The organism is Bacillus sp. FJAT-27231, assembly GCF_001183975.1.
In the GTDB taxonomy this organism is placed as follows: domain Bacteria; phylum Bacillota; class Bacilli; order Bacillales; family Domibacillaceae; genus Pseudobacillus; species Pseudobacillus wudalianchiensis.
Genome location: NZ_LFZU01000001.1, coordinates 2,400,357 through 2,424,301, shown reverse-complemented (window position 1 = coordinate 2,424,301; position 23,945 = coordinate 2,400,357). Strand labels below are relative to the sequence as shown.

General features: G+C 40.5%; 18 protein-coding genes. 17 read left to right on the top strand and 1 reads right to left on the bottom strand.

Annotated elements, in window-relative coordinates:
* Positions 1-3 precede the first annotated feature (3 nt).
* The 6 genes from AC623_RS11485 (at position 4) to AC623_RS11460 (ending at position 7,911) form a co-directional block, all read left to right on the top strand.
* Complete coding sequence (locus AC623_RS11485) at positions 4-1,500, top strand: sodium:solute symporter (RefSeq protein ID WP_049662577.1); 1,497 nt, start codon at positions 4-6, stop codon at positions 1,498-1,500.
* 33 nt (positions 1,501-1,533) lie between these two features.
* Positions 1,534-3,234, top strand: coding sequence for an FAD-binding protein (locus tag AC623_RS11480; RefSeq protein ID WP_049662575.1), 1,701 nt, complete (start codon positions 1,534-1,536; stop codon positions 3,232-3,234).
* A 111-nt stretch (positions 3,235-3,345) separates the two neighbouring features.
* Entirely contained in the window at positions 3,346-4,260 is a 915-nt protein-coding gene (locus AC623_RS11475) for an ROK family protein (protein ID WP_231603485.1), read from the top strand.
* A 56-nt stretch (positions 4,261-4,316) separates the two neighbouring features.
* Positions 4,317-5,159 carry a MurR/RpiR family transcriptional regulator gene (locus tag AC623_RS11470; RefSeq protein ID WP_331456994.1) on the top strand — a complete coding sequence of 281 codons (843 nt, stop codon included), beginning with the start codon at positions 4,317-4,319 and terminating at the stop codon, positions 5,157-5,159.
* Between the two features lie 32 nt (positions 5,160-5,191).
* Positions 5,192-6,373: an N-acetylglucosamine-6-phosphate deacetylase gene (nagA, locus tag AC623_RS11465; RefSeq protein WP_156187033.1), complete on the top strand. Its 1,182-nt coding sequence runs from the start codon at positions 5,192-5,194 to the stop codon at positions 6,371-6,373.
* 680 nt (positions 6,374-7,053) lie between these two features.
* Positions 7,054-7,911, top strand: a complete 858-nt coding sequence (locus tag AC623_RS11460) for an MBL fold metallo-hydrolase (protein ID WP_049662574.1) — start codon at positions 7,054-7,056, stop codon at positions 7,909-7,911.
* Between the two features lie 560 nt (positions 7,912-8,471).
* Here AC623_RS11460 and AC623_RS11455 read toward each other — a convergent pair.
* On the bottom strand, positions 8,472-9,878 hold the full coding sequence (locus tag AC623_RS11455) for a sigma-54 interaction domain-containing protein (RefSeq protein ID WP_049662573.1): 1,407 nt from the start codon (positions 9,876-9,878) through the stop codon (positions 8,472-8,474).
* A gap of 332 nt (positions 9,879-10,210) precedes the next feature.
* On the opposite strand from AC623_RS11455, the gene AC623_RS11450 reads away from it, so the two are divergent.
* From AC623_RS11450 to AC623_RS11400, 11 genes are all read left to right on the top strand, one after another.
* Positions 10,211-10,987 carry an SDR family NAD(P)-dependent oxidoreductase gene (locus AC623_RS11450; protein ID WP_049662572.1) on the top strand — a complete coding sequence of 259 codons (777 nt, stop codon included), beginning with the start codon at positions 10,211-10,213 and terminating at the stop codon, positions 10,985-10,987.
* 25 nt (positions 10,988-11,012) lie between these two features.
* Entirely contained in the window at positions 11,013-12,401 is a 1,389-nt protein-coding gene (gcvPA, locus tag AC623_RS11445; protein WP_049662571.1) for an aminomethyl-transferring glycine dehydrogenase subunit GcvPA, read from the top strand.
* Between the two features lie 29 nt (positions 12,402-12,430).
* Positions 12,431-14,002 carry an aminomethyl-transferring glycine dehydrogenase subunit GcvPB gene (gene gcvPB / locus AC623_RS11440; protein WP_049662569.1) on the top strand — a complete coding sequence of 524 codons (1,572 nt, stop codon included), beginning with the start codon at positions 12,431-12,433 and terminating at the stop codon, positions 14,000-14,002.
* A gap of 109 nt (positions 14,003-14,111) precedes the next feature.
* The gene (locus tag AC623_RS11435) at positions 14,112-14,927 is read left to right on the top strand and encodes an ABC transporter substrate-binding protein (protein ID WP_049662568.1); all 816 of its coding nucleotides are present in this window, start codon (positions 14,112-14,114) and stop codon (positions 14,925-14,927) included.
* 68 nt (positions 14,928-14,995) lie between these two features.
* Complete coding sequence (locus AC623_RS11430; protein WP_049662566.1) at positions 14,996-15,700, top strand: amino acid ABC transporter permease; 705 nt, start codon at positions 14,996-14,998, stop codon at positions 15,698-15,700.
* The gene (locus AC623_RS11425; RefSeq protein WP_049662565.1) at positions 15,666-16,388 is read left to right on the top strand and encodes an amino acid ABC transporter ATP-binding protein; all 723 of its coding nucleotides are present in this window, start codon (positions 15,666-15,668) and stop codon (positions 16,386-16,388) included. The genes AC623_RS11430 and AC623_RS11425 overlap by 35 nt, the downstream gene beginning before the upstream one ends.
* Positions 16,389-16,421: 33 nt before the next feature.
* Complete coding sequence (locus tag AC623_RS11420) at positions 16,422-18,125, top strand: M20/M25/M40 family metallo-hydrolase (RefSeq protein ID WP_049662563.1); 1,704 nt, start codon at positions 16,422-16,424, stop codon at positions 18,123-18,125.
* 69 nt (positions 18,126-18,194) lie between these two features.
* Entirely contained in the window at positions 18,195-19,682 is a 1,488-nt protein-coding gene (locus AC623_RS11415) for an amino acid permease (RefSeq protein ID WP_049662561.1), read from the top strand.
* Positions 19,683-19,897: 215 nt separating this feature from the next.
* On the top strand, positions 19,898-20,884 hold the full coding sequence (locus tag AC623_RS11410; RefSeq protein WP_049662558.1) for a DMT family transporter: 987 nt from the start codon (positions 19,898-19,900) through the stop codon (positions 20,882-20,884).
* Between the two features lie 421 nt (positions 20,885-21,305).
* The gene (locus AC623_RS11405) at positions 21,306-21,674 is read left to right on the top strand and encodes an ArsR/SmtB family transcription factor (protein ID WP_049662557.1); all 369 of its coding nucleotides are present in this window, start codon (positions 21,306-21,308) and stop codon (positions 21,672-21,674) included.
* Positions 21,667-23,781 carry a heavy metal translocating P-type ATPase gene (locus AC623_RS11400; RefSeq protein ID WP_049662554.1) on the top strand — a complete coding sequence of 705 codons (2,115 nt, stop codon included), beginning with the start codon at positions 21,667-21,669 and terminating at the stop codon, positions 23,779-23,781. The genes AC623_RS11405 and AC623_RS11400 overlap by 8 nt, the downstream gene beginning before the upstream one ends.
* Positions 23,782-23,945 lie beyond the last annotated feature (164 nt).

Here is a 23,945-nt window from a genome sequence, read left to right as displayed (position 1 = left end):
AAAGTGGACGGGAAATTTGCCATTATTGATTATGTGATTTTGTTTGCCTATTTATTGTTTATTCTCTATGTGGGAATTGCTGTAGCTAAAAAAGAAATGCAAGGGAAAGAGTTTTTTAAAGGCGATGGTTCGATTCCTTGGTGGGTAACATCCGTAAGTTTATTCGCCACGCTTTTAAGTCCCATTTCGTTTTTATCACTTGCGGGAAACTCTTATTTAGGTACATGGGAGCTGTGGTTCGCTCAGTTAGGATTGTTTATTGCCGTGCCGATTGCTATTTACTTCTTCCTTCCAGTGTATAGAAGGTTAAATTTAGATACAGCTTACGAGTATTTAGAGCGGCGTTTTGATAGAAAGATGAGAATCCTTGGCAGTGTCCTCTTTATCGTGTATCAAGTGGGACGGATGTCGATCATTATGTATTTGCCAGCCATTGCTTTAGCGGCTGTCACAGGCATCAATACTGTCGTCATTATTTTGTTCATGGGTGTTATTGCCACGATTTATTCAGCTTTCGGCGGAATCAAATCTGTACTCTGGACAGACTTTATCCAAGGGGTTGTATTGATCGGCGGCGGAATCTTTGCTTTGATTATTTTGCTTTTCTCGATCGATGGCGGAGTCGGAGAAGTGTTGCGTGTCGGTTCGGCTGACCACAAATTCTTTACTGATACGGTGCTGTTCGATCCGAACTTTGTAAATAACAGCATTCTTCTCGTCCTGGTTGGTGCAGGATTGTCGACAGCCTTTTCTTATATTTCAAGCCAGGATATGGTTCAGCGCTATTTGACGACGAATGACTTGAAAGAAATGAACAAAATGACGTACTTAAATGGATTTCTTTCTCTTGGAACGGCCACTTTGTTTTTCTTTATTGGTACATCACTGTATGTGTTTTATACTCAGCAAGCAGGCTCGATGCCAGAAGGTAAGGCAGATTTAATTTTTGCTAACTTTATCGTTAGTGAACTGCCGGCTGGGGTATCTGGTTTACTAATTGCCGGCTTATTCGCGGCAGGTCAATCCACTTTGTCAACTGGGTTAAACAGTGTCGCAACAAGCTGGACATTGGATATTCAAAAGGTGCTTAAGCCGGATATGAGTGATGAAAAGAGTACGAAAATTGCCCGAAACATTTCCACTCTTGTTGGGATTTTCTCCATTGCTTTTGCTATTGTGCTTGCTTATTCCGATGTGTCTTCGGCCTATTCATGGTTTAACGGGCTAATGGGATTAGCGTTAGGAATCATCGGAGGTACCTTCACGCTAGGTGTTATGACGAAAAAGGCAAACTCTACGGGGGCGTTGTTAGGCTTTGTTGCTACGACGGTTGTCGCTATTTACGTTTCTTATTTTACTGACATATCATTATGGGCTTATTCCATTATCAATCTAGTTGCTTCTCTTGTATTTGGATATGGCTTCAGCTTGCTCTTTAATGAAAAAAGCAAAGCCCAAGGCGCAGAATTAACTTTTTACGATAAAAAAGAGTTAGGGTAACAACAATAGAGGATAGAACCAGGTGAGATCAGCATGAAAATTGATAAGAAAGTCAAAACCGATGTTTTGGTCGTGGGAAGCGGATTATCAGGGATAAAAGTCAGCAAAGAATTGGCTGATCAGAAGCATCATGTTCTGCTGGCAACAAAGATGAAGGTGGCATCTGGCTCAAGCTTTTATCCTTTAAAAGCTTCACTTGGAACACAAGTATCCAAGGATAAAAAAGATGAGCAGACTTTTTTAAGTGATATCGAAGAGTTAAGCCGGGGCATGCATCGTCAAGACTTGGCTGAGGTATACGTTCAGGAGATTGCTGAAAGAGTCAAAGAATACCAAGACATCGGTGTTAAGGCTAAGAAGTTAGAAGGGGAGCGCAAGGCTTGTTTTGCGCCCCATTCCCGTGATATTTATTTGTTAAGTGATTGGGATCAAATTCGGGAAAATGTTCGAGGCATTTTTGCGCAATATGGTCATCTTGCTATCATGGAAAAAAACGTCGTCATTACTTTAATAAAGAACGCAGAGCGGATTGTTGGAGCACTGCTCCTAGATGAAAAAAATGATCTCGTTTTAGTTGAATGTAAGGCTGTTGTTTTGGCCACGGGCGGGTTTGGAAGTATTTATAAACACAATTTAAATCCAAATGATGTTGATGGTTCTGGACATATTCTCGCTCTTGAAGCAGGTGCCAGCCTCGTTAATATGGAATTCATTCAATTTATACCAGGTATTACAACTCCTCGCTATAAAACCTTATTTGGAGAACATACTCTTATGTACTGTCACGATATTATAGACGAGACTGGGGGAAGTTTGTTGGATTCCTTTCTTCCTAAAGATCTTTCCAAAAAAGAATGCTTGGAAATCAGAAGTACACATGGACCGTTTACTCATTCACTGGAATCTAAGTATTTTGATATTGCCATGATGAAGAACATTATTTCTTCAAGAAATGAAAGAGGCTTTCAGCTTTTATATGATCAAGAGCTGTATGAGAATGAAGAGGAATTTTACACCGTTTATTTAAATTGGTTAAAAGAAAAAAATATTCATTTAGTTGAAAACGAAATCCGGATTGCTCCCTTTGCTCATGCCAGCAACGGTGGTGTCTACATTGACACCAATGGCCGCACTGGAATGGATGGCTTGTATGCAATCGGGGAACTCTCCTGCAATATTGAAGGAGCCAACCGTCTTGGAGGAAACTCTACAGGTGCTTGTATGGTATTTGGCAAGCGAGCCGCGGCCGACTGTGGAGAGTACATCCGGAAAACAGAAGAATATGAGATTAGCGAAGAGGAGCAGCTTGCTCACTTAGAGAAGTTATTCAGGGCTAGTCATAGCAATAAGGAGATTATTGGCCATGAATACAAGAACTTAGAGGAACAAGCTCACCACGTGATTGACAGAATCAAAGAGATCATGTGGTATGATGGAAATGTGGTTCGTACTGAGAAGCAGCTAGTACAAGCGCTTCAAGAAATTATAATATTGGAATCACAATTAAATGTTCGTCTAATTTTTCAACAGCCTATTACAAGAAAACTTGCGATAAAAGTAAAGAATTTTATGAAGCTTTCACAAATTTTACTACAATCGATGCTTGAGAGAAGAGAAAGCAGGGGAGCTCATTACCGTGAGGATTACCCTTGTGAAGATCCAGCATTTGAGAAGCGTTTATTCGTATCGGAACCACAGGCTGGAACGCTGCAATTTACGTTTCTAAATCAATAGCTTTCTTTTATCGTCCACTAAAAAGTGAGAAAAACCTGTATATAGGTTTTTCTCTTTTTAGTGTTAACCACCGGTACTTTTCTTATTTAAAATGAAAAAGGAGAATGGACCATGATGCAATTGGGCGTGATTGATATTGGAGGAACCTCCATTAAATATGGAGTCGTTAACAGGGAGGGGATCCTTGTTAGTCATGACTCTACTCCGACCGATGCTCTTAAAGGCGGAAAGGCACTGATGGAAAAAGTCTTCATTATTTGTGACAAACTGATGGAACAGTATACACTAGAAGGGATCGCGATTAGCTCTGCCGGTCAAATTGACCACCGAAATGGGGTTGTTGTCTTCGCAACAGACAATATTCCCGGCTATACTGGAACACCCGTAGCAGAGCTCGTTGCTAAGCACACAGGGCTTCCGGTAGCCGTCGAAAATGATGTAAACTGTACGGCACTCGGCGATTATTGGCAGGGTGTAGCAAAGGGAATCAACGATTTTCTTTGTATTACAATTGGAACGGGGATTGGCGGAGCCCTATTTTTAAATGGCAGACTTTATACAGGAGCTCATTTTTCAGCAGGGGAAATAGGCCATCTGTGCCTCTATCCTCACGGCAAGCCTTGTACGTGCGGGAATAAGGGGTGTTATGAACAATATGCCTCTAGTTCAGCATTAGCAGAGCTTGTGAAAGCTGAATTTGGGACGAGAATAGATTTAAAAGAATTTTTTACGAAGGCCAAGCAAGGAGAAGCAAAAGCAGTAGCGGTCTTTGAGCATTGGGTAGATGATCTTACTACAGGCTTACAGTCTCTTGTTCATATATTCAATCCGCAATTAATTGTCATTGGCGGAGGCATCTCTGCTCAGGGGAATTTTTTATTGGACGCTGTAAAGTCCTCCCTTTATAAAAAGATCATGCCGAATCACCGCAAGACACTAGAAGTCAAGCTCGCCCAGCAAGATAACAGAGCGAACCTATTAGGGGCAGCTAAGCATTTTCTGATGATGCATGAAAGTTTAACGTAAATAGAATGGCTTTAAATGGCAAGTTATTAAACATTTAAATCATAGGGGAGAGCGTAATGATGAAAACGAGGTCAATGAATGGTCCTAAGCCTTCCATCGTTATGGAGCAAAACAAACATAACTTCACCAAGTCGGATCAAAAAATTTACGAATACATTCTAGCAAATCCGGAATCGGTTCTCTACCATTCATTAACGGAGTTGTCCGATGCAAGCAAGGTGGCAGAAGCGACCGTGCTGCGCTTCTTTCGCAAATTAGGGTATAAAGGATTTCAAGATTTTAAATTTTTATTAGCTCAAGAAGTGGCAGCTGAATCAAATCAGCATTCGCAAGAGACTTACATGGAACGAATTCGAACGAACATGGTTCAGTCAATTGAGGATACGTATGATATTTTAGATGTTCCATCACTTGAAGGCAGTATTGCCGCTATTGATCAATCTGAAGACGTTGTCATTTTTGGAATTGGTTCATCAGGAATTGCCGGCCTTGATATGCATAACCGATTAATGCGGATTGGCAAAAATGTCAGTATTATTACCGATCCCCATTTCCAAGTGATGCGTGCTTCCTCACTAAATGAAAAATCGGTAGTGGTTGCCATCAGTTTAACAGGAAGTACAAAGGACATTGTGGATACGGTCCAAATTGCCAAGGAAAAAAAGGCAACGGTTATTGCTTTAACGAACTATGTTAAATCTCCTTTAACGAAATATGCTGATTACATTTTGCTCACTTCTGCTAAAGAAAACCCGCTTGATAGTGGATCGCTCGTCTCGAAAGTGACTCAGCTTTATCTAATTGATTTAATTTGTACCGGTCTTACAGTGAAAAACTATCAAGAAGCGAAAAAAGTAAAAATGGAGATTACTGAAAATATTGCCAGCAAGCTTTATTAATCCTATCTCCGTTTGAGAGGAAAGGATCGATTGTGTTGAATCCGATTTTAATAAAGAATGCAACGATTTATGCTGAAGAAGAAACGATTGAGAAGGGATATTTACTCATAAAAGAAGGGCGAATCGCCGGCATTTTTAAACAGAACCCTGAGAAGTTGCCTGAACATGTCCAGGTCATTGACGGGGCAAACTTGCTAGCTCTGCCGGGCTTCATTGATGGTCATATTCATGGGGCGAATGGCGCAGATGTAATGGATGCTACAGAGAGTGCATTAGAAGTAATGGCGTCGGCTTTACCGAGCGAAGGAACGACCAGTTTTCTTGCCACGACGATTACGCAAGCTCCGGAAAACATTGAGCAAGCTTTAATAAATCTAGCAAAGCATCAAAATAAAGAGGGACAGGCAGAAATAATCGGTGTTCACTTGGAAGGGCCGTTTGTAGAAAAAAAGCGGGCTGGTGCCCAGCCGCTGCAATACATTATCGAGCCGGATCTTGACTTGTTTCAAAAATGGCAGCAGCTTTCAGGCGGCCGGATTAAAACGGTTACGATGGCGCCTGAGCATGACCCAACCGGAGTCTTTATCAAAGGGTTAACAGCGTCTGGCGTAAACGTATCAGCTGGACACACGGATACGGATTTTGCTGGAATGAAAAGAGCCGTTTCCTTTGGAGTTCGTCAGGCTACGCATTTGTGTAATGCGATGTCAGGCATTCATCATCGGGATATTGGCGTCGTAGGAGCGGCACTTCAATTAGAGGAGTTAAGAAGTGAGCTGATTACAGACGAAATACACGTATCCCCAGAGATGTTACAGTTGATTTTCGATCATGTAGGAAGCAAAAGGCTGATGCTGATTACTGATTCGATGCGGGCTAAGGGGCTTGCTCCCGGTGATTACGAGCTTGGTGGACAGCCTGTGAAAGTGACAGAAGATCGTGCCGTTTTAGCAGATGGAACGCTCGCCGGCAGTATTCTCAAAATGAATGACGGCGCCAAAAAGATGCTAAAGCTTAAGGGGGTCACCCTTTCGGATATTATTGAAATGGCTTCTGTCAATCCGGCAAAGCAGATCGGAGTATTTGACCGCAAAGGCAGCATTTCGATTGGGAAAGATGCCGATGTGATAATAGTAGACGATGAAATAAATGTTCAATACACCATTTGCCGAGGTGCCATTGCATATAGCATAAATTCTAAAAATGAAAATTAGAGTTTAATTCGTCGTACTAGTCTAAGATGATAAAATACTGTTCAGCAATTGACTGGGCTTGCTTAAATGAAATATAGCTGAATTGACAGATCATGTATTGAAGATTACAGAGTATTTTCCAGTCAAGCTAGTTCTTAACAAGAACTGAACGATGAATATAAAGAGAAGTATGTAGTATTCACTATCAAAAACCGATTATTCCTACGCTCAGGAATAATCGGTTTTCTTATTCACTAGAGGTCTGACTCTCATTTGAACATTGTAAAAGACCGATTTTACTCATTTTCCAGAATGGTGTGATACTATGAAAAACTTCCACCACCTTTTTTCGATCGTGTGTATCCCTTCATTTAGATGTACCACCAAAAAAAACAAGTATTACGACTGTGGGCTAATCCCTTACACAGATCAAGAAAAGCTTGATGTGATTTTAGCATAGGAGAACAGAAACCAAGATATACGTCATTTCTTGTGATCAACACTTTTTAGATATAGGCTGTATTGCTGGTTTCGGTTGTATAGATGCACTAAGGGATCAGTGGACAGGTAGAAGGGCTTTAGAGAACTTAAGGCGGCCGTTGTCCTTTTCTTTCACTTTTTACCAAGAAGAAACTACTAGATGCATTTTTCTTTAGGGAATAATAACATCAGGCATTGAAGTAACTTAAGGAGGGTTAAAAATGGATAAAGAAATGAATTATGGGAGTGATTACAAGTTCATTCCAGCTACTTCAATTGGAAGTGGTATTGGGATCGAAGTATTACCTGATTTATTTTGTCACACTATTCAGATCGTCAACATCTGTTTAGCAGGGAATCCAGGAACAGCTGATTTTGTTTTAGTGGATGCCGGCATGCCTGAATCTGCTGATGAAATTATTTCTGTCACCGAAGAACGGTTTGGCGCCAACAGCCGACCGAGAGCGATCATTTTGACCCACGGCCATTTTGATCATGTGGGGGGGCTAATTGAACTGGTCAAGCATTGGAATGTTCCGGTCTATGCCCATCAAATGGAGATGCCTTTCCTGACAGGTCAGAAAAGCTATCCGGAACCGGACCCTACGGTAGAGGGCGGGATGGTAGCAAAAATGTCCCCAGTGTTCCCTAATGAACCGATAGACTTAGGAGATAATGTACAAGCGCTTCCTTCTGATGGAACTGTTCCTCATATGCCAGGATTTAAATGGATTCATACACCAGGACATGCTCCGGGCCATATTTCGTTATTCCGAGAAAAAGACCGGACGCTAATTGCTGGAGATGCTTTCGTTACGGTGAAACAGGAATATCTGTACAAAGTGTTCACCCAGGAACAGGAGATAAGCGGTCCTCCTCGCTATCTAACAACAGACTGGGAAGCTGCCAAGGAATCAGTCATTAAGTTAAGTGAGTTAAAGCCTGCAGTTGCTGTTACCGGCCACGGGCTGCCAATGTCCGGTGAATTGCTAACAACAAGCCTAAAAAAACTCGTTAACGAATTTGATCAGATTGCTGTACCCGACTATGGAAAGTATGTAAACAAAAATACGCATTAAAGAAGGAGCCATCTGTATGTTCTTACATATTAAAGAACAGCAGCGCAATCTGTATACGTAAGAAATGCGGGAGATATTAGGGTGTAAAGACGGTGAAGTCACTGTCTTTACACAATATCTTTTCCAAGGGGAACAGTCAGAGAAGCTTCGCTGCAATATTAGGGATCACAGCACGTAATTCAACAAATATTTAATGAATTATTTTATCCGGCGGCTCTATCCATCAATTGCTGCTCTTTCCAAGATATCGTGATAAATAGGGCAACCGCTAGGATAATGGCATTGAAGATATAAGGGAAATGAATATTAAGGTCAAACAAGATACTACCCATAGCAGAAGATATAATATTTTCTAAGCTTGTATAAGTAGAGTTCATTCCTTCTGCAAATTCCTAAAAAAGCTTCAGCTATAAGGTACAATGGAGCATTAATTGTGGAAAAAAGATATTTGCAGGAAGTCGGGAGGAAATAGATTTTAAATAAAAAGTATAGAAGTTTATTACATGTAGAAAAGGACGCCTTGGAGACGTCCTTAAGCCAGTATCGCAAAATTACTCTTCTTATCTAGCTGATATAGGTATCTGTAACTTGTCTATTTTTCTATAGATTGTTCTTACACTTACTCCTAAGTCTTCTGCGACTAATTTTTTCCCTTCATGATCGTAACCATATTGATTGAGCTTTTGAATAAGCATTTCTCTCTCCATTTCTTTAAAAGCTCTTTTTTCCTTTTGAATAGAGTTATTAGTAGTTTCCAACTTTCTGAGAAATGGCGGCAAGGATGAAATGCTTAACTGAGTACTTTTTTCCATGTTCATGCTATACTCAATCACATTTTCTAGCTCACGAATATTCCCAGGCCAGTGATGTTGTTTTAATCTTCTTAAAAATTCAATGTCGCATGTTTGAATAAATTTACCTGTTCTTGTCTGAAGTTTTTCTATGAGCACAGGCACGATCTCATCGATGTCTTCTTTTCTTTCCCGCAAAGGAGGCAAATGAATAGGAATAACATTAAGTCTGTAATAGAGATCGGAACGGAATTGTTTTGATTCCATTAACTGCTCTAATGACTGATTAGCTGCTGCAATAACACGAACATTTACTTCTTTAGAAACCGTTCCGCCAATTCTTTGCACGATACCATCCTGCAATACTTTTAGCAATTTAGGCTGCATTTGTAAAGGAAGATCAGCAATTTCATCTAGAAAAAGGGTTCCTCTATCTGCTAATTCGAAATATCCTGGCTTTCCCTTTTTTCTTGCTCCGGTAAAAGCTCCTTCTTCATAACCAAATAATTCACTTTCAAATAAAGATTCTGGAATACTTGCACAATTTATTTCAACAAAGTTTCCTTGCCGAAAGATACTTCGTTCATGAAGCATCTTTGCTAATAAGCTTTTTCCCGTCCCGGTTTCTCCTGTAATAATGATAGAAGAGGTACTGTTAACAAGGCTTTTCATCAACCCTTTTAATTCCTGTAAGGTCTGACTATTTCCGAGAATATAGTCTGTCTTCTCCGTCTCTTTCTTTGATATCAGTTTAAAATCCCCAAGTTCATGAAGGATGTTCATGATAACGTCACTTAATTGTGACATCCAATGACTGTATTCTTTCTGGCTTTCCATTAGTCTTTTCTCACCGTCCGGAGAAAAGCTCACAAATGCAAGATAGCCGTAGTGTTTTTCGTTTTCAACGATGTTTCGTACAATCTCAACGGTTGATGGACAGTTTTTTTGAAAATGACAGCCTTGGCACATTTTCATATGTCCCGGTTTGTGAAGAAAGCTGATCGGATGCTTATACAGCTTTCTAAAAAACGGTAGATGTACCCGGCTTCCTTTTCTTTTCTTGTACTCCTCTGTTGAAGCGGTCAGTACACCTTCATGATTAAAAAAGGCTATTTCGATTTGTAAAAGTTCTGAAAATGTATGAATGACTTTTGTGATGACACTGGCTGACGACAAAAGAAACCCTCCTTCAAATGGAAACTATTTAGGAACGTGTGATAAAGAGATGAAAGATTAAAGACATGATGAAAATTTTACGGATAGCTTTCAGTATTAGAACCTGAGTTTGAAAGGTTTTAGAAATTTTTCTAGGTCTAAGTAACTGGAGAGAAATATATTATTCATGATTATAATTTCTGGATTCCAAAAATGTCAATATCGAATAGATATTGACATTTTTGTCAAAGTGATGCTGAAACATTGTTGTACAATCGTTGATTTTACGTAGTTTATAAACTTGGCATACTTATTGCAACATAGACTAGCAAAACCATAAAGGAGGTTATTTTTTGGAAAAGGATTATTTTCAACTAAAAGATAAAGTCACTGTTGTGACAGGGGCAGCATCAGGAATTGGGTATGCTACAGCAGAACTTCTAGCTGAGGTGGGAGCCAAAGTTATTCTTCTTGATATTGATGAGGAAAAGGGTTCACAAGCTGCACAAAGTTTGCGCGATAAAGGCTTTCAAGCAGAATTTAAAAAGTGCAACGTCACTAGCAAGTTGGATTGCGAAGAAGTTGGCAACTACATCAAGGAAACGTATAAAAACGTCGATGTACTTTTTAATAATGCAGGAATCATAAGAAGAAAGACAGTGGTTGATCTAGAAGAGTCCGAATGGGATGCCGTTATTGATGTTTCTCTAAAAGGTGTATACCTTTTATCAAAATACCTAATTCCTGTCATGGACAGCGAACGTGGTGGGAGCATTATTAATACCGGTTCAGGATGGGGCTTAAAAGGCGGCGATAAGGCTGCAGCCTACTGCGCTGCAAAAGCGGGCGTTGTCAATTTGACAAAAGCCATGGCCATTGACCATGGACCGCAAAATATCCGGGTGAACTGTATCTGTCCAGGCGACACTGATACACCGTTATTAAGAGACGAGGCTAAACAATTGCAGGTAGAAGAAGGAGCTTTCCTTCAAGGATCGGCAACAGACCGTCCATTAGCTAGAATTGGCACACCGCGTGACATCGCAAAGGGCGTCTTATTCCTGGCAAGTGATCTATCCGCTTGGATGACAGGGACAGAGCTAGTTGTTGATGGAGGCGGTTTAGCTTAATCACAAAAATTTAGGAGGTATTACTATGACAAACAAGGTGCATCCTTACATACCTAATATGGTGCCTGAAGTAAAAGAAGAAATGTTAAAAGAAATCGGCGCTCAGTCTACTATGGAGCTGTACTCCTGCATTCCTGAAGAGCTTCATTTCAAGAAAGACATGAATATCCCGGAAGCGCTGACGGAATATGAGCTACGCCGTCATGTAGAAGGTTTATTAAGCAAAAATATTAGTGCCAACGAATACTTAAATTTCTTGGGAGCGGGGTGCTGGCAGCATTTTGTTCCGGCTGTTTGTGATGAAGTGAACCAGCGATCAGAATTTTTAACCGCTTATGCTGGTGAACCTTATGAAGATCATGGTCGCTACCAGGCTCTATTTGAATACCAAAGTTTGCTGGCAGAACTCGTCGATATGGATGTTGTAAACGTACCTACGTTTGACTGGGGGCAAGCAGCAGCTACCTCCATTAGAATGGCAGCTCGTATAACAGGGAGAAAGAAAATCTTATTAGCAAGCACTGTTGCACCAGAAAGATCAAAAATTGTTGTCAATTATGGATCTCCGGAGCTTGAATTTGATTTTGTTGGCTTCGAGGAAAATACAGGATTGTTAGATTTGGACGATCTAACAAGCAAATTATCCAATGACACAGCAGCGATCTATTTTGAAAATCCTTCCTACTTGGGGTTCATCGAGTCCCAAGGAGCTGAAATTTCAAAGCTTGCTAAAAAGCATGGAGCTCTTATGGTTGTTGGAGTAGACCCAATTTCATTAGGCGTGCTCGCACCGCCAAGCCAATATGGCGCTGACATTGTTTGCGGTGACTTGCAGCCTCTTGGAATGCACATGAATTACAGCGGCGGCCACGCTGGGTTCATCGCTACACGGGACGAAGAGAAATTTGTAAATGAGTATCCTTCTCGCCTATTTGGCATCGTACCGACAGTCAAAGAAGGTGAATATGGATTTGGCGATGTAGCCTACGAACGAACGTCCTTTGCCTTGCGCGAAAAAGGAAAAGAATCTGTAGGAACGCAAACGGCATTATGGGGAATTACAGCCGGTGTATACCTATCTTTGCTTGGCCCAAATGGAATGTACGAGCTGGGACAAACCATTATGCAAAATAGCCAATATGCAGTTAAGCAAATTAACAAAATTCCAGGAATAAAAGGCTCGAGATTGAGCTCTCCTTTCTTTAAAGAATTTATTATCGATTTTAATGATACAGGCCTTTCAGTTGAAACTATTAATAAAAAGTTATTAGAGAAAAAGATTTTTGGCGGCAAGGATCTTTCTAAGGAGTTTCCAGAGTACGGTCAATCCGCTCTATATTGTGTGACAGAAGTGCACACACAAGATGACCTTAATCAATTAATTAATGCTCTAAAAGAAATAGTAACGAACTAAACTGCGCAAGAAGAAAGGAGACCTGACAAATGGAAAGAATTCAAAGAAAGAGCAAAGTAAGGGATTTTCACCAGGCAAAGTGGAATGAACCCGTTATTTTTGAATTGCATCAAAAAGGGGAAAGAGGAGTCGAAATTCCTCTTTCCAATAAAGCGATCGTATCAGAAGTAGGCGATGGGATTTCAGCAATCCCTAACAGTATGGCCAGAAAAGAAAAGCCAAACCTTCCTGAGATTGGGCAAGCTCGCGTCCTCAGACATTATGTTCGCCTCTCTCAAGAAACGCTAGGATCAGATTTCAATGTTGAAATCGGTCAAGGAACTTGTACGATGAAGTACATCCCAAAGATTAATGAGCTGTTAGTAAGAAACCCTAAAATTATGGAATTGCATCCTCTCCAAGATGAGAGCACGGTCCAGGGAATGCTCGAAATTATTTATAAACTCGACTTATGTATGAGAGAGATTTCCGGAATGGATCATTTTTCTTTCCAACCAAGCGGCGGAACTCAAGCATTATTTGCAATGGCGTCAATTGCTAGAAAGTATCATGAATCTCGCGGGGAAGCTGACCAGCGTAATGAAATTATCACGACGATTTTTTCTCATCCTTCTCAGGCCGCTACCGCTGCTGTAAAAGGATTTAAAGTCATTACATTGCATCCCGATGAAGATGGATTCCCTGACATTGAAAAACTGAAAGCAGTTGTTTCAGAACGCACAGCTGGATTTGTGGTGGCAAATCCTGAAGACACAGGAATCTACAACCCTAGAATCAAAGAATTCACTGATATTGTTCACGAAGCAGGAGGCATCTGCTATTACGATCAGGCAAACGCTAATGGCCTTTTAGGAATCACGCGCGCTAAAGAAGCCGGGTTTGATATGTGCTTCTTTAACCTTCATAAAACATTTGCCGCTCCTCACATGTGCGGAGGCCCGGCAACAGGTGCACTCGGTGTAGTGGAAGAATTAAAAGAATTTTTACCTGCTCCGATTGTGGAGTTTGATGGAGATAAGTATTACCTTAACGAAGATCTGGAACATTCAATCGGCAAAGTACGTGCCTTCCACGGTGTAGCTCAAACAGTTTTAAGATCCTATGCTTGGATTCGTGCACTAGGGCCAGACGGGTTAAAAGAAGTTGCTCAAACAGCCGTACTTAACAACAACTATTTGTATCACAAAGTGCAAAAGATCCGCGGTGCAAGTGCTCCTTATGTAAAAGGACAGCGCTTGGAACAGGTGCGCTACAGTTGGGAGCAGATGGCAAAAGAAACAGGCGTCACGACAGAAGATGTACAGAGAAGGATGACAGACTTCGGTCTTCATTACTGGACTAGCCACCATCCGTATATAGTGCCTCAGCCGTTTACTTTAGAGCCAACTGAAAGCTACTCAAAAACCGATTTGGATGAGTATATTGCAGCTCTTGAACAGATCTCTGAAGAAGCCTATGAGAATCCGGAAATTGTTCAGAATGCTCCGTACAACAGTACAATTCATAAACTGGATGAACAAGACTTTCTCGACGATCCTGAAAAATGGTGCATTACATGGAGAGCCTATCAGAAGAAAACAAAACAGCCAGAACGCATATAAATCCGGAAGGCAATCAAGCTCAAACTTGATTGCCTCCCTTATCTAATTTTCCTTCAATAAAGTAACAGCAGTGAGTGAGAAAAATCCTATTGATAAGAGGTGTATGTAAATGAAAAAGGTAGCATCACTAGCTTTACTTATTAGCACGTTCTTTCTTTTTGTATTAGGCGGCTGTGCATCCAACGAAACTAAAGAAACTGGCACGGCGAAAGAAACAAATGAAAAAGATAAAGAAATGAAGCTTGTTAACGAAGGGAAATTAACATTCGCCATGAGTGGTCTGCTTAAGCCGCTCAACTACAAAGAAAACAATAAATTAGTTGGTTTTGATGTAGAAATCGGTCAGGAAATAGCTAAACGTGCTGGACTTGAGCCAAATCCGGTAACAAATCCGTGGGAAACAATCTTACAAGGGTTAAAAGGAAAGAAATACGATGCCATTATTGGCAGCATGACCGCTACAGAAGAGCGTGCCAAACAAGTAGACTTTTCAGATCCCTATTACATTTCTGGTGCTCAAATATTTGTAGCTGAAACAAATGATACATTGAAAACAAAAGAAGATTTAAAAGATAAAAGAATCGGGATTGTACAAGCCAGCACGTACAAACAAGATGCCGAGAAGTACACGAAAGACATAAAAGGTTATCCAAGCGATGTATATGCTTTGCAAGATCTTGAACCAGGAAGGGTGGATGCTGTCATTACGGACAAAATCGTCGGCATCAATGCTATGAAAGAAGCAGGACTCAAAATAAAAACTGTAGATGAAATCCTCAAACAAGAAAATATTGCGGTTGCCGTCAATAAAGACAACCCGGTTCTTTTAAAGAAAATAAATGAAGCGATTGCATCTATGGTGGAAGATGGAACTTATGAAAAAATCAGCAAAAAGTGGTTCGGAGAAAACCTTTTAGAAAAATAAAAAGTTTACCCACTTTATTGGAGTAAGTGTGATGAGGAGATGAGGTAATCTTGAATTCCATAACTAGTATGATTTCTATTTTTCAAACACATGGATTCGAATTTCTAAAAGCTACGTTGACTACCGTACAACTAACAGCTGTTTCTTTATTAATCGCCATGATCATTGGTTTAGTTTTTGCCTTTTTCAAAGTTTCAAACATTTTCGTTCTTGAAAAGCTAGCCGATACGTACATCTTTCTCGTACGAGGCATGCCTTTAATTGTACAGCTTATGTTTTTGTACTATGGCATATCCAGTGTATTCGTTTTATCAGATTTCACAGCAGGTGCCATCGCTTTAGGCATTCATTCTGGCGCCTATATAGCTGAGATATTTCGAGGTGCCATCCAATCTATCGACCGTGGGCAAATGGAAGCAGCTCGCTCCTTAGGGATGCCATACTCTCTTTCAATGCGCCGTATTATTTTGCCACAGGCCTTTAAAAGAGCGGTTCCCTCATTAGGCAATCAATTTATTATCGGATTGAAAGATTCTTCACTTGTAGCCTACATCGCTGTGACAGAATTATTCAACCACGCTCTCTCTGCGCAAGCCGAAAACTATATGCCATTTGAGACCTATTTTGTAGTTGGAATGTATTATCTGATTCTTGTTCTGATCTTCACGTTAATCTTTAACAGAATTGAGGCAAGATTAGATGTGAGCAAAGGCAGAAAGCGTAGAGGGGGGAAGCGATTTGATCAAGGTAAAACAGCTGTGCAAAGCGTTTGACGGGCTGCAAGTCCTGAAGAATATTTCTCTTGAGATTAACAAATCCGAGGTCGTCGTTTTGATCGGGGCGAGCGGATCAGGAAAAAGCACCTTACTAAGATGCCTTAACTTTCTTGAAATAAAAGACAGCGGCGAAATTGAAATTAGTGGTCAAGTCATTGATACAAAGAAAACGAATCTCAATAAAGTACGTGAAGATATGGGGATGGTATTTCAACATTTTAATTTATTTCCTCATATGACCGTGCTGGCAAATGTAATTGAAGCGCCTATTCATATAAAAAAGAAAAGCAAGCAGACAGCGATTGATCAGGCGATGGACATTTTACAAAAAGTAGGACTGGAGGATAAAGCCCCTTATTATCCTGAACAGTTATCTGGAGGACAAAAGCAACGGGTGGCAATCGCCAGGGCACTGGCAATGGAGCCCGCTGTCATGTTATTCGACGAACCTACCTCTGCATTGGATCCTGAGCTTGTTGGAGAAGTTCTTGAAACGATGAAAAACTTGGCAAGAGAAGGAATGACAATGGTCATTGTTACGCATGAAATGGGGTTTGCCCGTGAAGTAGCGGATCGGGTGATTATGCTAGCTGACGGCAACATTATCGAGGAAGGACATCCAAGTGTGTTCTTCACTAATCCGAAAGAAGAAAGAACTCGACGCTTTTTACAGCAAGTATTGTAAATAAATGAGCATTTATAAGGAGCGTGTTAGTCAATGCTATACTGCGGAAAAGATGTTTTAAATTTAACCGATAAATTAGTGCAAATTGAAAGCGTTGTCAACACCAAAGGAGAAATTGATGTCGCAAATGGCTTGCATCAGCTTATAAGTTCCTTTCCTTACTTTCAAAAAAACCCCAGCAGCCTTATTAAATCCAGAACAGAGAACGATGAAGTCGAACGTTACAACGTAATGGCGTTTGTAGAAGGTACAAAGGAAAAGAGTAACAAAACCGTAATTTTGATGGGTCATACTGATACGGTTGGAATTGAGGATTATGGGCATCTAAAAGACAAAGCATGTTTTCCAGATAAGCTTATGGAAGCACTGTCGAGTGAAGACCTTCCCGATCTCGTTAAAGAGCACCTGAACTCTAGCGAGTGGCACTTCGGCCGAGGTGTGTTAGATATGAAGAGCGGGGTCGCGAGCCATCTCTATCTATTAAAATATTATTCCGATCATCCTGAAGAGTTAGCTGGCAACCTTGTTTTATTAGCGGAATGCGATGAAGAAGACAGTTCTCATGGTGTGTTGTCCGCTCTTACAGATTTAAAGCGCTGGAAAGAAGAGCATGAATTTGAGTACTTAGCCCTTATTAATTCTGATTTTGTAGCTCCTCGATTCGAAGGTGATACAAAGCGCTACATTTACAAAGGAACCGTCGGAAAGCTTCTTCCCTCTTTTTTTATTACAGGTTTAGAGACGCATGCCGGTTCTTGCTTTGAAGGATTGGATCCTAACTATATAGCGGCGGAATTAACGAGACAAATTAGTTACAATCCGGAATTATGCGACCAGTCTTTGGGAGAAACTCCAGTTCCTCCAGTATCTCTGAAACAAACAGATTTAAAGCCAGCTTACACCATACAAACAGCTTTGGCTGCCTATGTATATTTTAATTTTTTTATACAATCATGGTCTCCAAAAGACGTATTAGTGAAGCTGAAGGAACAAGCGGAAACTGCCTTTGATAATGCTTTAAGCAATTTAAAAGCAAGACATAAAAGATACTGTGAAATCAGCGGACATCCTTACAGCGAACTGCCATGGAAAACCAGAGTAATCGTTTATGAAGATATGCAGAAGACATTGATTAAGGAGCATGGAGAGAAGTTTATTGAACATATGGCTGCCTTTAAGAAAAAACTGCTGTTAGACAGCACTCTTGATACGCGTATGTTTTCAGCAAGGGTTGTAGAAGAAGAATGGAATTGGATGACTGATAAAAGTCCGGCTATTATCTTATTTTATTCTTCACTCTATTCCCCGCGAATAGAGCTGACTGGCAAAGATCAAGCCGAACAAAATTTACTGAACGCACTAGAAGAAGCAGTTAAAGTTGTCCAGCCTCATTATCCTTATCCTATCGTCACAAGAAACTACTTCCCTTATGTATGCGACATGAGCTGCGTAGCGCTAAGCGACGATGAAGAGGGCATAGGAGCCGCCAGTGTAAACAATCCAAGCTGGGGCACGAAACATTATGTCAATTACCAAGCTATTCAAGAGATTAATGTTCCTGCTATTAACATTGGCCCATACGGATATGATGCTCATAACAGATATGAACGTATGGAACTGAAATACTCGACAGAAATGGTACCAAACATTACAAATGAAGTTATTTGCAGACTGTTAGGAATGGACAGCAAGGAAATTAGTCAATCTTTATCTGAATCGTCAATTACAAAAAGTTAAGCAAATAACGTTATAATTAGCGGAAAATTCAGAAATAAATAGAGTTATTATAGAGAAAGAGGGGAGTTTATGAGTAATTTAGAAGTTAAACCAACCATTGAAGAGCATGCTGCCTCTCCAGCTGGAAAGCTGGAGAGGGGATTACGTTCCCGTCACATATCCATGATCGCGATTGGCGGGGCGATCGGTACAGGCTTATTTGTTGCCAGCGGGGCAACCATAAGTCAGGCAGGCCCAGGAGGAGCGTTTATCGCTTATCTCGCTATCGGCTGCATGGTCTATTTTTTAATGACAAGTCTTGGAGAAATGGCCACTTACTTACCTGTTTCGGGATCGTTTGAAACGTATGGTACTCGCTTTGTCGATCCCGCTTTCGGGTTCACTCTTGGGTGGAACTATTGGCTGAGTTGGGCCACTACCATTCCCGCAGAATTGGCCGCTGGCGCATTAGTTATGAAATATTGGCTGCCGGGATCTTCCGACCTTTTATGGGGTGGCATTTTCTTAACTCTAATATTTCTTTTGAATGTGCTTTCCGTTAAAGGGTACGGCGAAGCAGAGTTTTGGTTTGCCGGAATCAAAGTTATCACAATCGCTGTCTTTTTAATTGTCGGGGTTGCTATAATTTTTGGTATATTTACTGGTCCTGCAATAGGTTTTGAGAATTTCACGAAAGGTGAAGCCCCTTTTAAAGGCGGTTTTTTAGCAATTATAGGAATTTTCATGATAGCCGGATTTTCATTTCAGGGGACAGAAATGGTCGGTATTGCTTCAGGCGAGAGCGAAAATCCTGAAAAGAACGTCCCGCGTGCGATTCGCACTGTTTTCTGGAGAGTATTGATTTTTTACGTGTTCTCCATACTTGTTATAGGGCTCATTATTCCTTATACAGATCCAAGTCTTCTTAAATCAGATGTTGATAATATTACGATAAGTCCATTCACACTAGTGTTTCAAAAAGCTGGACTGGCTTTCGCTGCTTCATTAATGAATGCCGTTATTTTAACATCTGTTCTATCGGCTGGGAACTCTGCTACCTATGCTTCAACACGTATGCTCTGGGCTCTTGCGCAGTCCGGCAAAGCTCCTAAGTTGCTTCGTAAAATCAATTCAAAAGGGGTACCGATCTATGCTCTCTATGCCAACATCCTTTTTGGATTAATAGTATTTCTATCTTCGTTTGTGGGTGATGGAGTAGTATATTTGTGGCTTCTTAACATGACAGGGCTAACAGGCTTCCTGACATGGGTCGGTATTGCGATCTGTCACTATAGATTCCGTAAAGCTTACGTAGCACAAGGCAGGGACCTTAATGAATTAAAGTTTAAAGCAAAATGGTATCCGTTTGGACCTTTATTAACTTTAGCATTATGTACTATTGTTATTATTGGCCAAGGAAGTGATATTATTTCGGGAGACACTATTAACTGGTATGGTCTGCTTGTTTCATATATTAGTTTACCGGTCTTCATTATCCTTTGGTTAGGATATAAAATAATTAAAAAGACGAAAGTCGTGCCGTTAAAAGAGTGTGACTTTAACCGGGATAATGTATAAATCTATCACCATACACTTTTTCTTATGAAACCGAATCATGAACCTGAAGGCTGCAGGTCTTCAGGTTTTCTTTAATTTCTACTATCAAACATTTCCAATAAATGAGTTTGCTCAAATGAAGCTATAATGGTTATAGTTTGAAAGTAGATATTTTAAGGTACTTCCGATGTAAGTGACGTAACAGAATAATAGACAGAACTTTGGAGTTGACCAACATGAAAGCAATAAAGCGCAATACGCGCTTTCTCACAAATAAATATTGGGTAATATCTATCGCAGTTTTTTGCTCAATCTTATGGGGCAGCGCTTTCCCTGTTCTGAAATTCAGTTATGAAGAGCTAGGTATGGCAGAAGATGACTTGTCAGCGAAGATCGTCTTTGCGGGAATGCGTTTTATGATGGCAGCCCTTCTGTTGCTAGTTATGATGTTCTTCGTAGACAAACGCTCTCTAAAATTAAGCTGGCGGCAACTGCCGGCTATTATCGGTTTAGGAATATTGTCAACCAGCCTGCAGTATTTCTTTTTCTATAATGGTTTGGCCCACACTTCTGGAATGAAAGCATCTATTTTAAACTCCAGTGAAGCCTTTTTCGTTGTTTTTCTGGCTCATTTTATTTACTCGGATGATCGTCTAGATTGGCGCAAATTTTGTGGTTTAATGACCGGCTTCGGAGGAATTGTACTGGCAAACTGGGGCCAGGACGCTTCGCTAAACTTCTCTTTTGGGGGAGAAGGGTTTATGTTGTTTTCCGGTTTGGCTGGGGCCCTAGGAACCTTTTTGTCCAAACGGTTATCTGCCAGTATTCATCCATTCGCTTTGACTGGTTGGCAAATGTTTGCAGGGGCGTTTTTTATGCTGCTTATCGGAATGCCCGGTCTTGAAGCTCATGCGATAAGCTTTACATTAAAGGGCTGGTGGCTTTTCATCTATACAGTCATCTTATCGGCAGCAGCCTTTGCCTTGTGGACAGCTTTGTTAAAATACAATAAGGCTGGAGAAGTTTCTCTCTATAAATTTGTCATGCCTGTTGCTGGGACAGCCCTATCGGCGGTGTTTATTCCTGGTGAACATTTAACGATAAATACTTTTGTAGCACTTCTACTCGTAGCCGCAGGTATAGCTGTTGTCAATCGAAATAAAACTAGTGGTTGGCAGCTCTTTAAAAAGAAAAGTCAAGCTTATCAACAAATATATAAGTAAAGAAGCAAGTTTTCTTGAAAAACTTGACAGTATGTAAAAAGAACCGATGTTATGTCGGTTCTTTTATTTTGCAATGACTTTTGCTATTCCTTCCATTGCTCAATACTTTTTTTAAGAAATATTTCTAGAATTACTCGCATTTAACATTACTAATTTAGAGGGATATCTTGATTGGAAGTATGAAAAATATCTTATATCATTTCATTTGTGGAAAGCTCGGACTAGGGTTTACCTAATTCCGAATGAAACGCTGCTGCTAAATCTAAAAACTGTTGCCGTTAACGCTGTCATGAAGCCGGGACTAGAGGAAAAGACGGATTGGAAAGAATTTTTGCTCAATTTCTTCATTCAAATTAACATTTGAATAAGAAGAGAGTATACTATATTCAAATATATATTTGAATGAAGGGGTTGAAGCTTGATGAGCAAAAAAGATACGTGTGAAACGTATTGCTATAACGAAGAAAAAGTGAGTCGAATACAAGGAGAATTACGAAAAGAGAATATTTCACGAGTGGCTCAATTATTTAAAGTGCTCGCAGATGAAAACAGAGCGAAAATAGCTTATTCTCTTTGCCAAGAGGAGGAATTGTGTGTATGTGATATTGCCAATATTATTGGTTCTTCTGTGGCAACAGCGTCCCATCATTTGCGGACCCTTCATAAACAAGAGGTTGTAAAGTATCGTAAAGAAGGAAAGTTGGCCTTTTATTCACTACATGATGAACAAGTTCGGCAGTTGATGTTCGTTACGCTGGCACATAAGAAAGAAGTGACCGTTAATGGATAACACACAAGAGATGAAAACCTATCGCATTCAAGGACTTACTTGCGCAAACTGCGCACGCACCTTTGAAAATAATGTAAAAGATCTGCCCGGAGTAGAACAGGCAAGAGTAAACTTTGGAGCATCTAAAATTTATGTTCAAGGAAGCACCACTATTGAACAATTAGAAAAAGCAGGGGCGTTTGAAAACTTAAAAATTCGAGATGAAAAAGAACAAAAGATTGAGCGGGAACCTTTTTGGAAGCAAAAGCAAACGATTAAAGTGTATATTTCAGCGCTAGTGCTTGTTGTGAGTTGGTTTCTAGGAGAGCAATATGGAGAAGAGCATATTTTATCGACTGCTGGTTACGCGACAGCTATTGTCATTGGCGGCTATTCATTATTTATTAGGGGATTAAAAAATCTAATCCAATTGAAGTTTGATATGCACACGCTGATGACAATTGCGATTTTAGGAGCTGCTGCAATCGGTGAGTGGGGTGAAGGAGCAACAGTCGTCATTTTATTTGCGATTAGTGAGGCTCTAGAACGTTATTCAATGGATAAGGCCCGTCAATCAATTGAATCCTTAATGGATATTGCTCCGAAAGAAGCATTAATCCGGCGGGGACAAGAAGAGATCATAGTCCACGTAGATGACATTCAAATCGGTGACATTATGATTGTAAAGCCAGGCCAAAAGCTCGCAATGGATGGGACCGTAATCAAGGGGACATCCACTTTGAATCAAGCCGCGATTACAGGAGAAAGCGTTCCTGTTGCCAAAACGATAGACGATGAGGTATTCGCTGGAACATTAAACGAAGAAGGCTTATTAGAAGTAAGAGTGACAAAACATGCGGCAGACACAACCTTGTCAAAAATTATTCATTTAGTCGAAGAAGCACAAGCGGAACGAGCGCCTGCCCAAGCCTTTGTGGATAAATTCGCGAAATACTATACACCTGTCATCATTTTACTCGCATTATTCATCGCTGTAGTACCGCCATTATTCGGCGGAGCTTGGGGTGAATGGATTTATCAGGGATTAGCTGTGCTAGTAGTCGGCTGCCCTTGTGCATTAGTTGTTTCCACGCCGGTGGCTGTCGTGACGGCAATAGGAAATGCCGCGAAAAATGGAGTCTTAATTAAAGGCGGTATTTATTTAGAAGAGGCAGGACACTTAAAGGTGATTGCTTTTGATAAAACAGGAACATTAACAAAAGGCGTTCCAGCTGTAACAGACATTATTGTACATGAGAAAACAGAAAAGGAAGTTCTGGCGATCACAGCTGCCATCGAAAAAGGGTCACTGCATCCACTTGCCTCAGCTATCACGAGAAAAGCAGAGGAAATGGGAGTAGACTTTAATAATATTGCGGTGAAAGACTTTCAATCCATTACCGGCAAGGGAGTCAAAGCAAATGTGAATAGCATCTTTTATTATGTAGGCAGCCCGAGCCTTTTTGAAGAATTACATGGGCATATGGAAAGTGCTATTAAGCAAAACATTATCGAGCTGCAGGCACAAGGAAAAACGGTCATAGTAGTAGGGACGGAAAAAGAAATTCTTTCCTTCATAGCGGTAGCGGATGAAATGAGGGAATCTGTCGCCGAGGTTATTAGAAAAATCAATCAAGCTGGTATTGATCAAACAGTTATGCTGACAGGAGACAATCAACGTACAGCGGAGGCACTTGGAAAAGAAGCAGGCATTTCGGCTATCAAGGCTGAGTTACTCCCTGAAGACAAACTACATGTTATAAAAGAGCTTCGTGAAAAGTATCGAAATGTTGCCATGGTAGGGGATGGAGTAAATGATGCACCGGCGCTTGCTGCTTCAACGGTAGGCATCGCAATGGGCGGTGCCGGCACGGATACAGCGTTAGAGACCGCTGATATTGCACTAATGTCCGATGATTTGAGCAAGCTGCCATACACGATCAAGCTTAGCCGAAAGACGTTGTCCATTATTAAACAAAATATTACCTTCTCTTTAGGGATAAAATTAGTGGCGTTGCTTTTAGTAGTGCCTGGATGGTTAACGTTGTGGATTGCCATATTCGCTGATATGGGAGCAACATTGCTTGTTACGCTTAACAGTTTAAGGCTGTTGAAGGTAAAAGAATAAAATTTTGTTTACTATAAAGGCGTGTTTTGAGTCATCGTTGTCAAAACACGCCTTTATTTTCTTTGTTGAGCAGCAGTCGTCATTCATAATCCTGACTTTCCTAAATAGTTCTAAAGATAGTCTAATAAAAATATGTTCAGAAAAATTTGAATATTAATACTTAC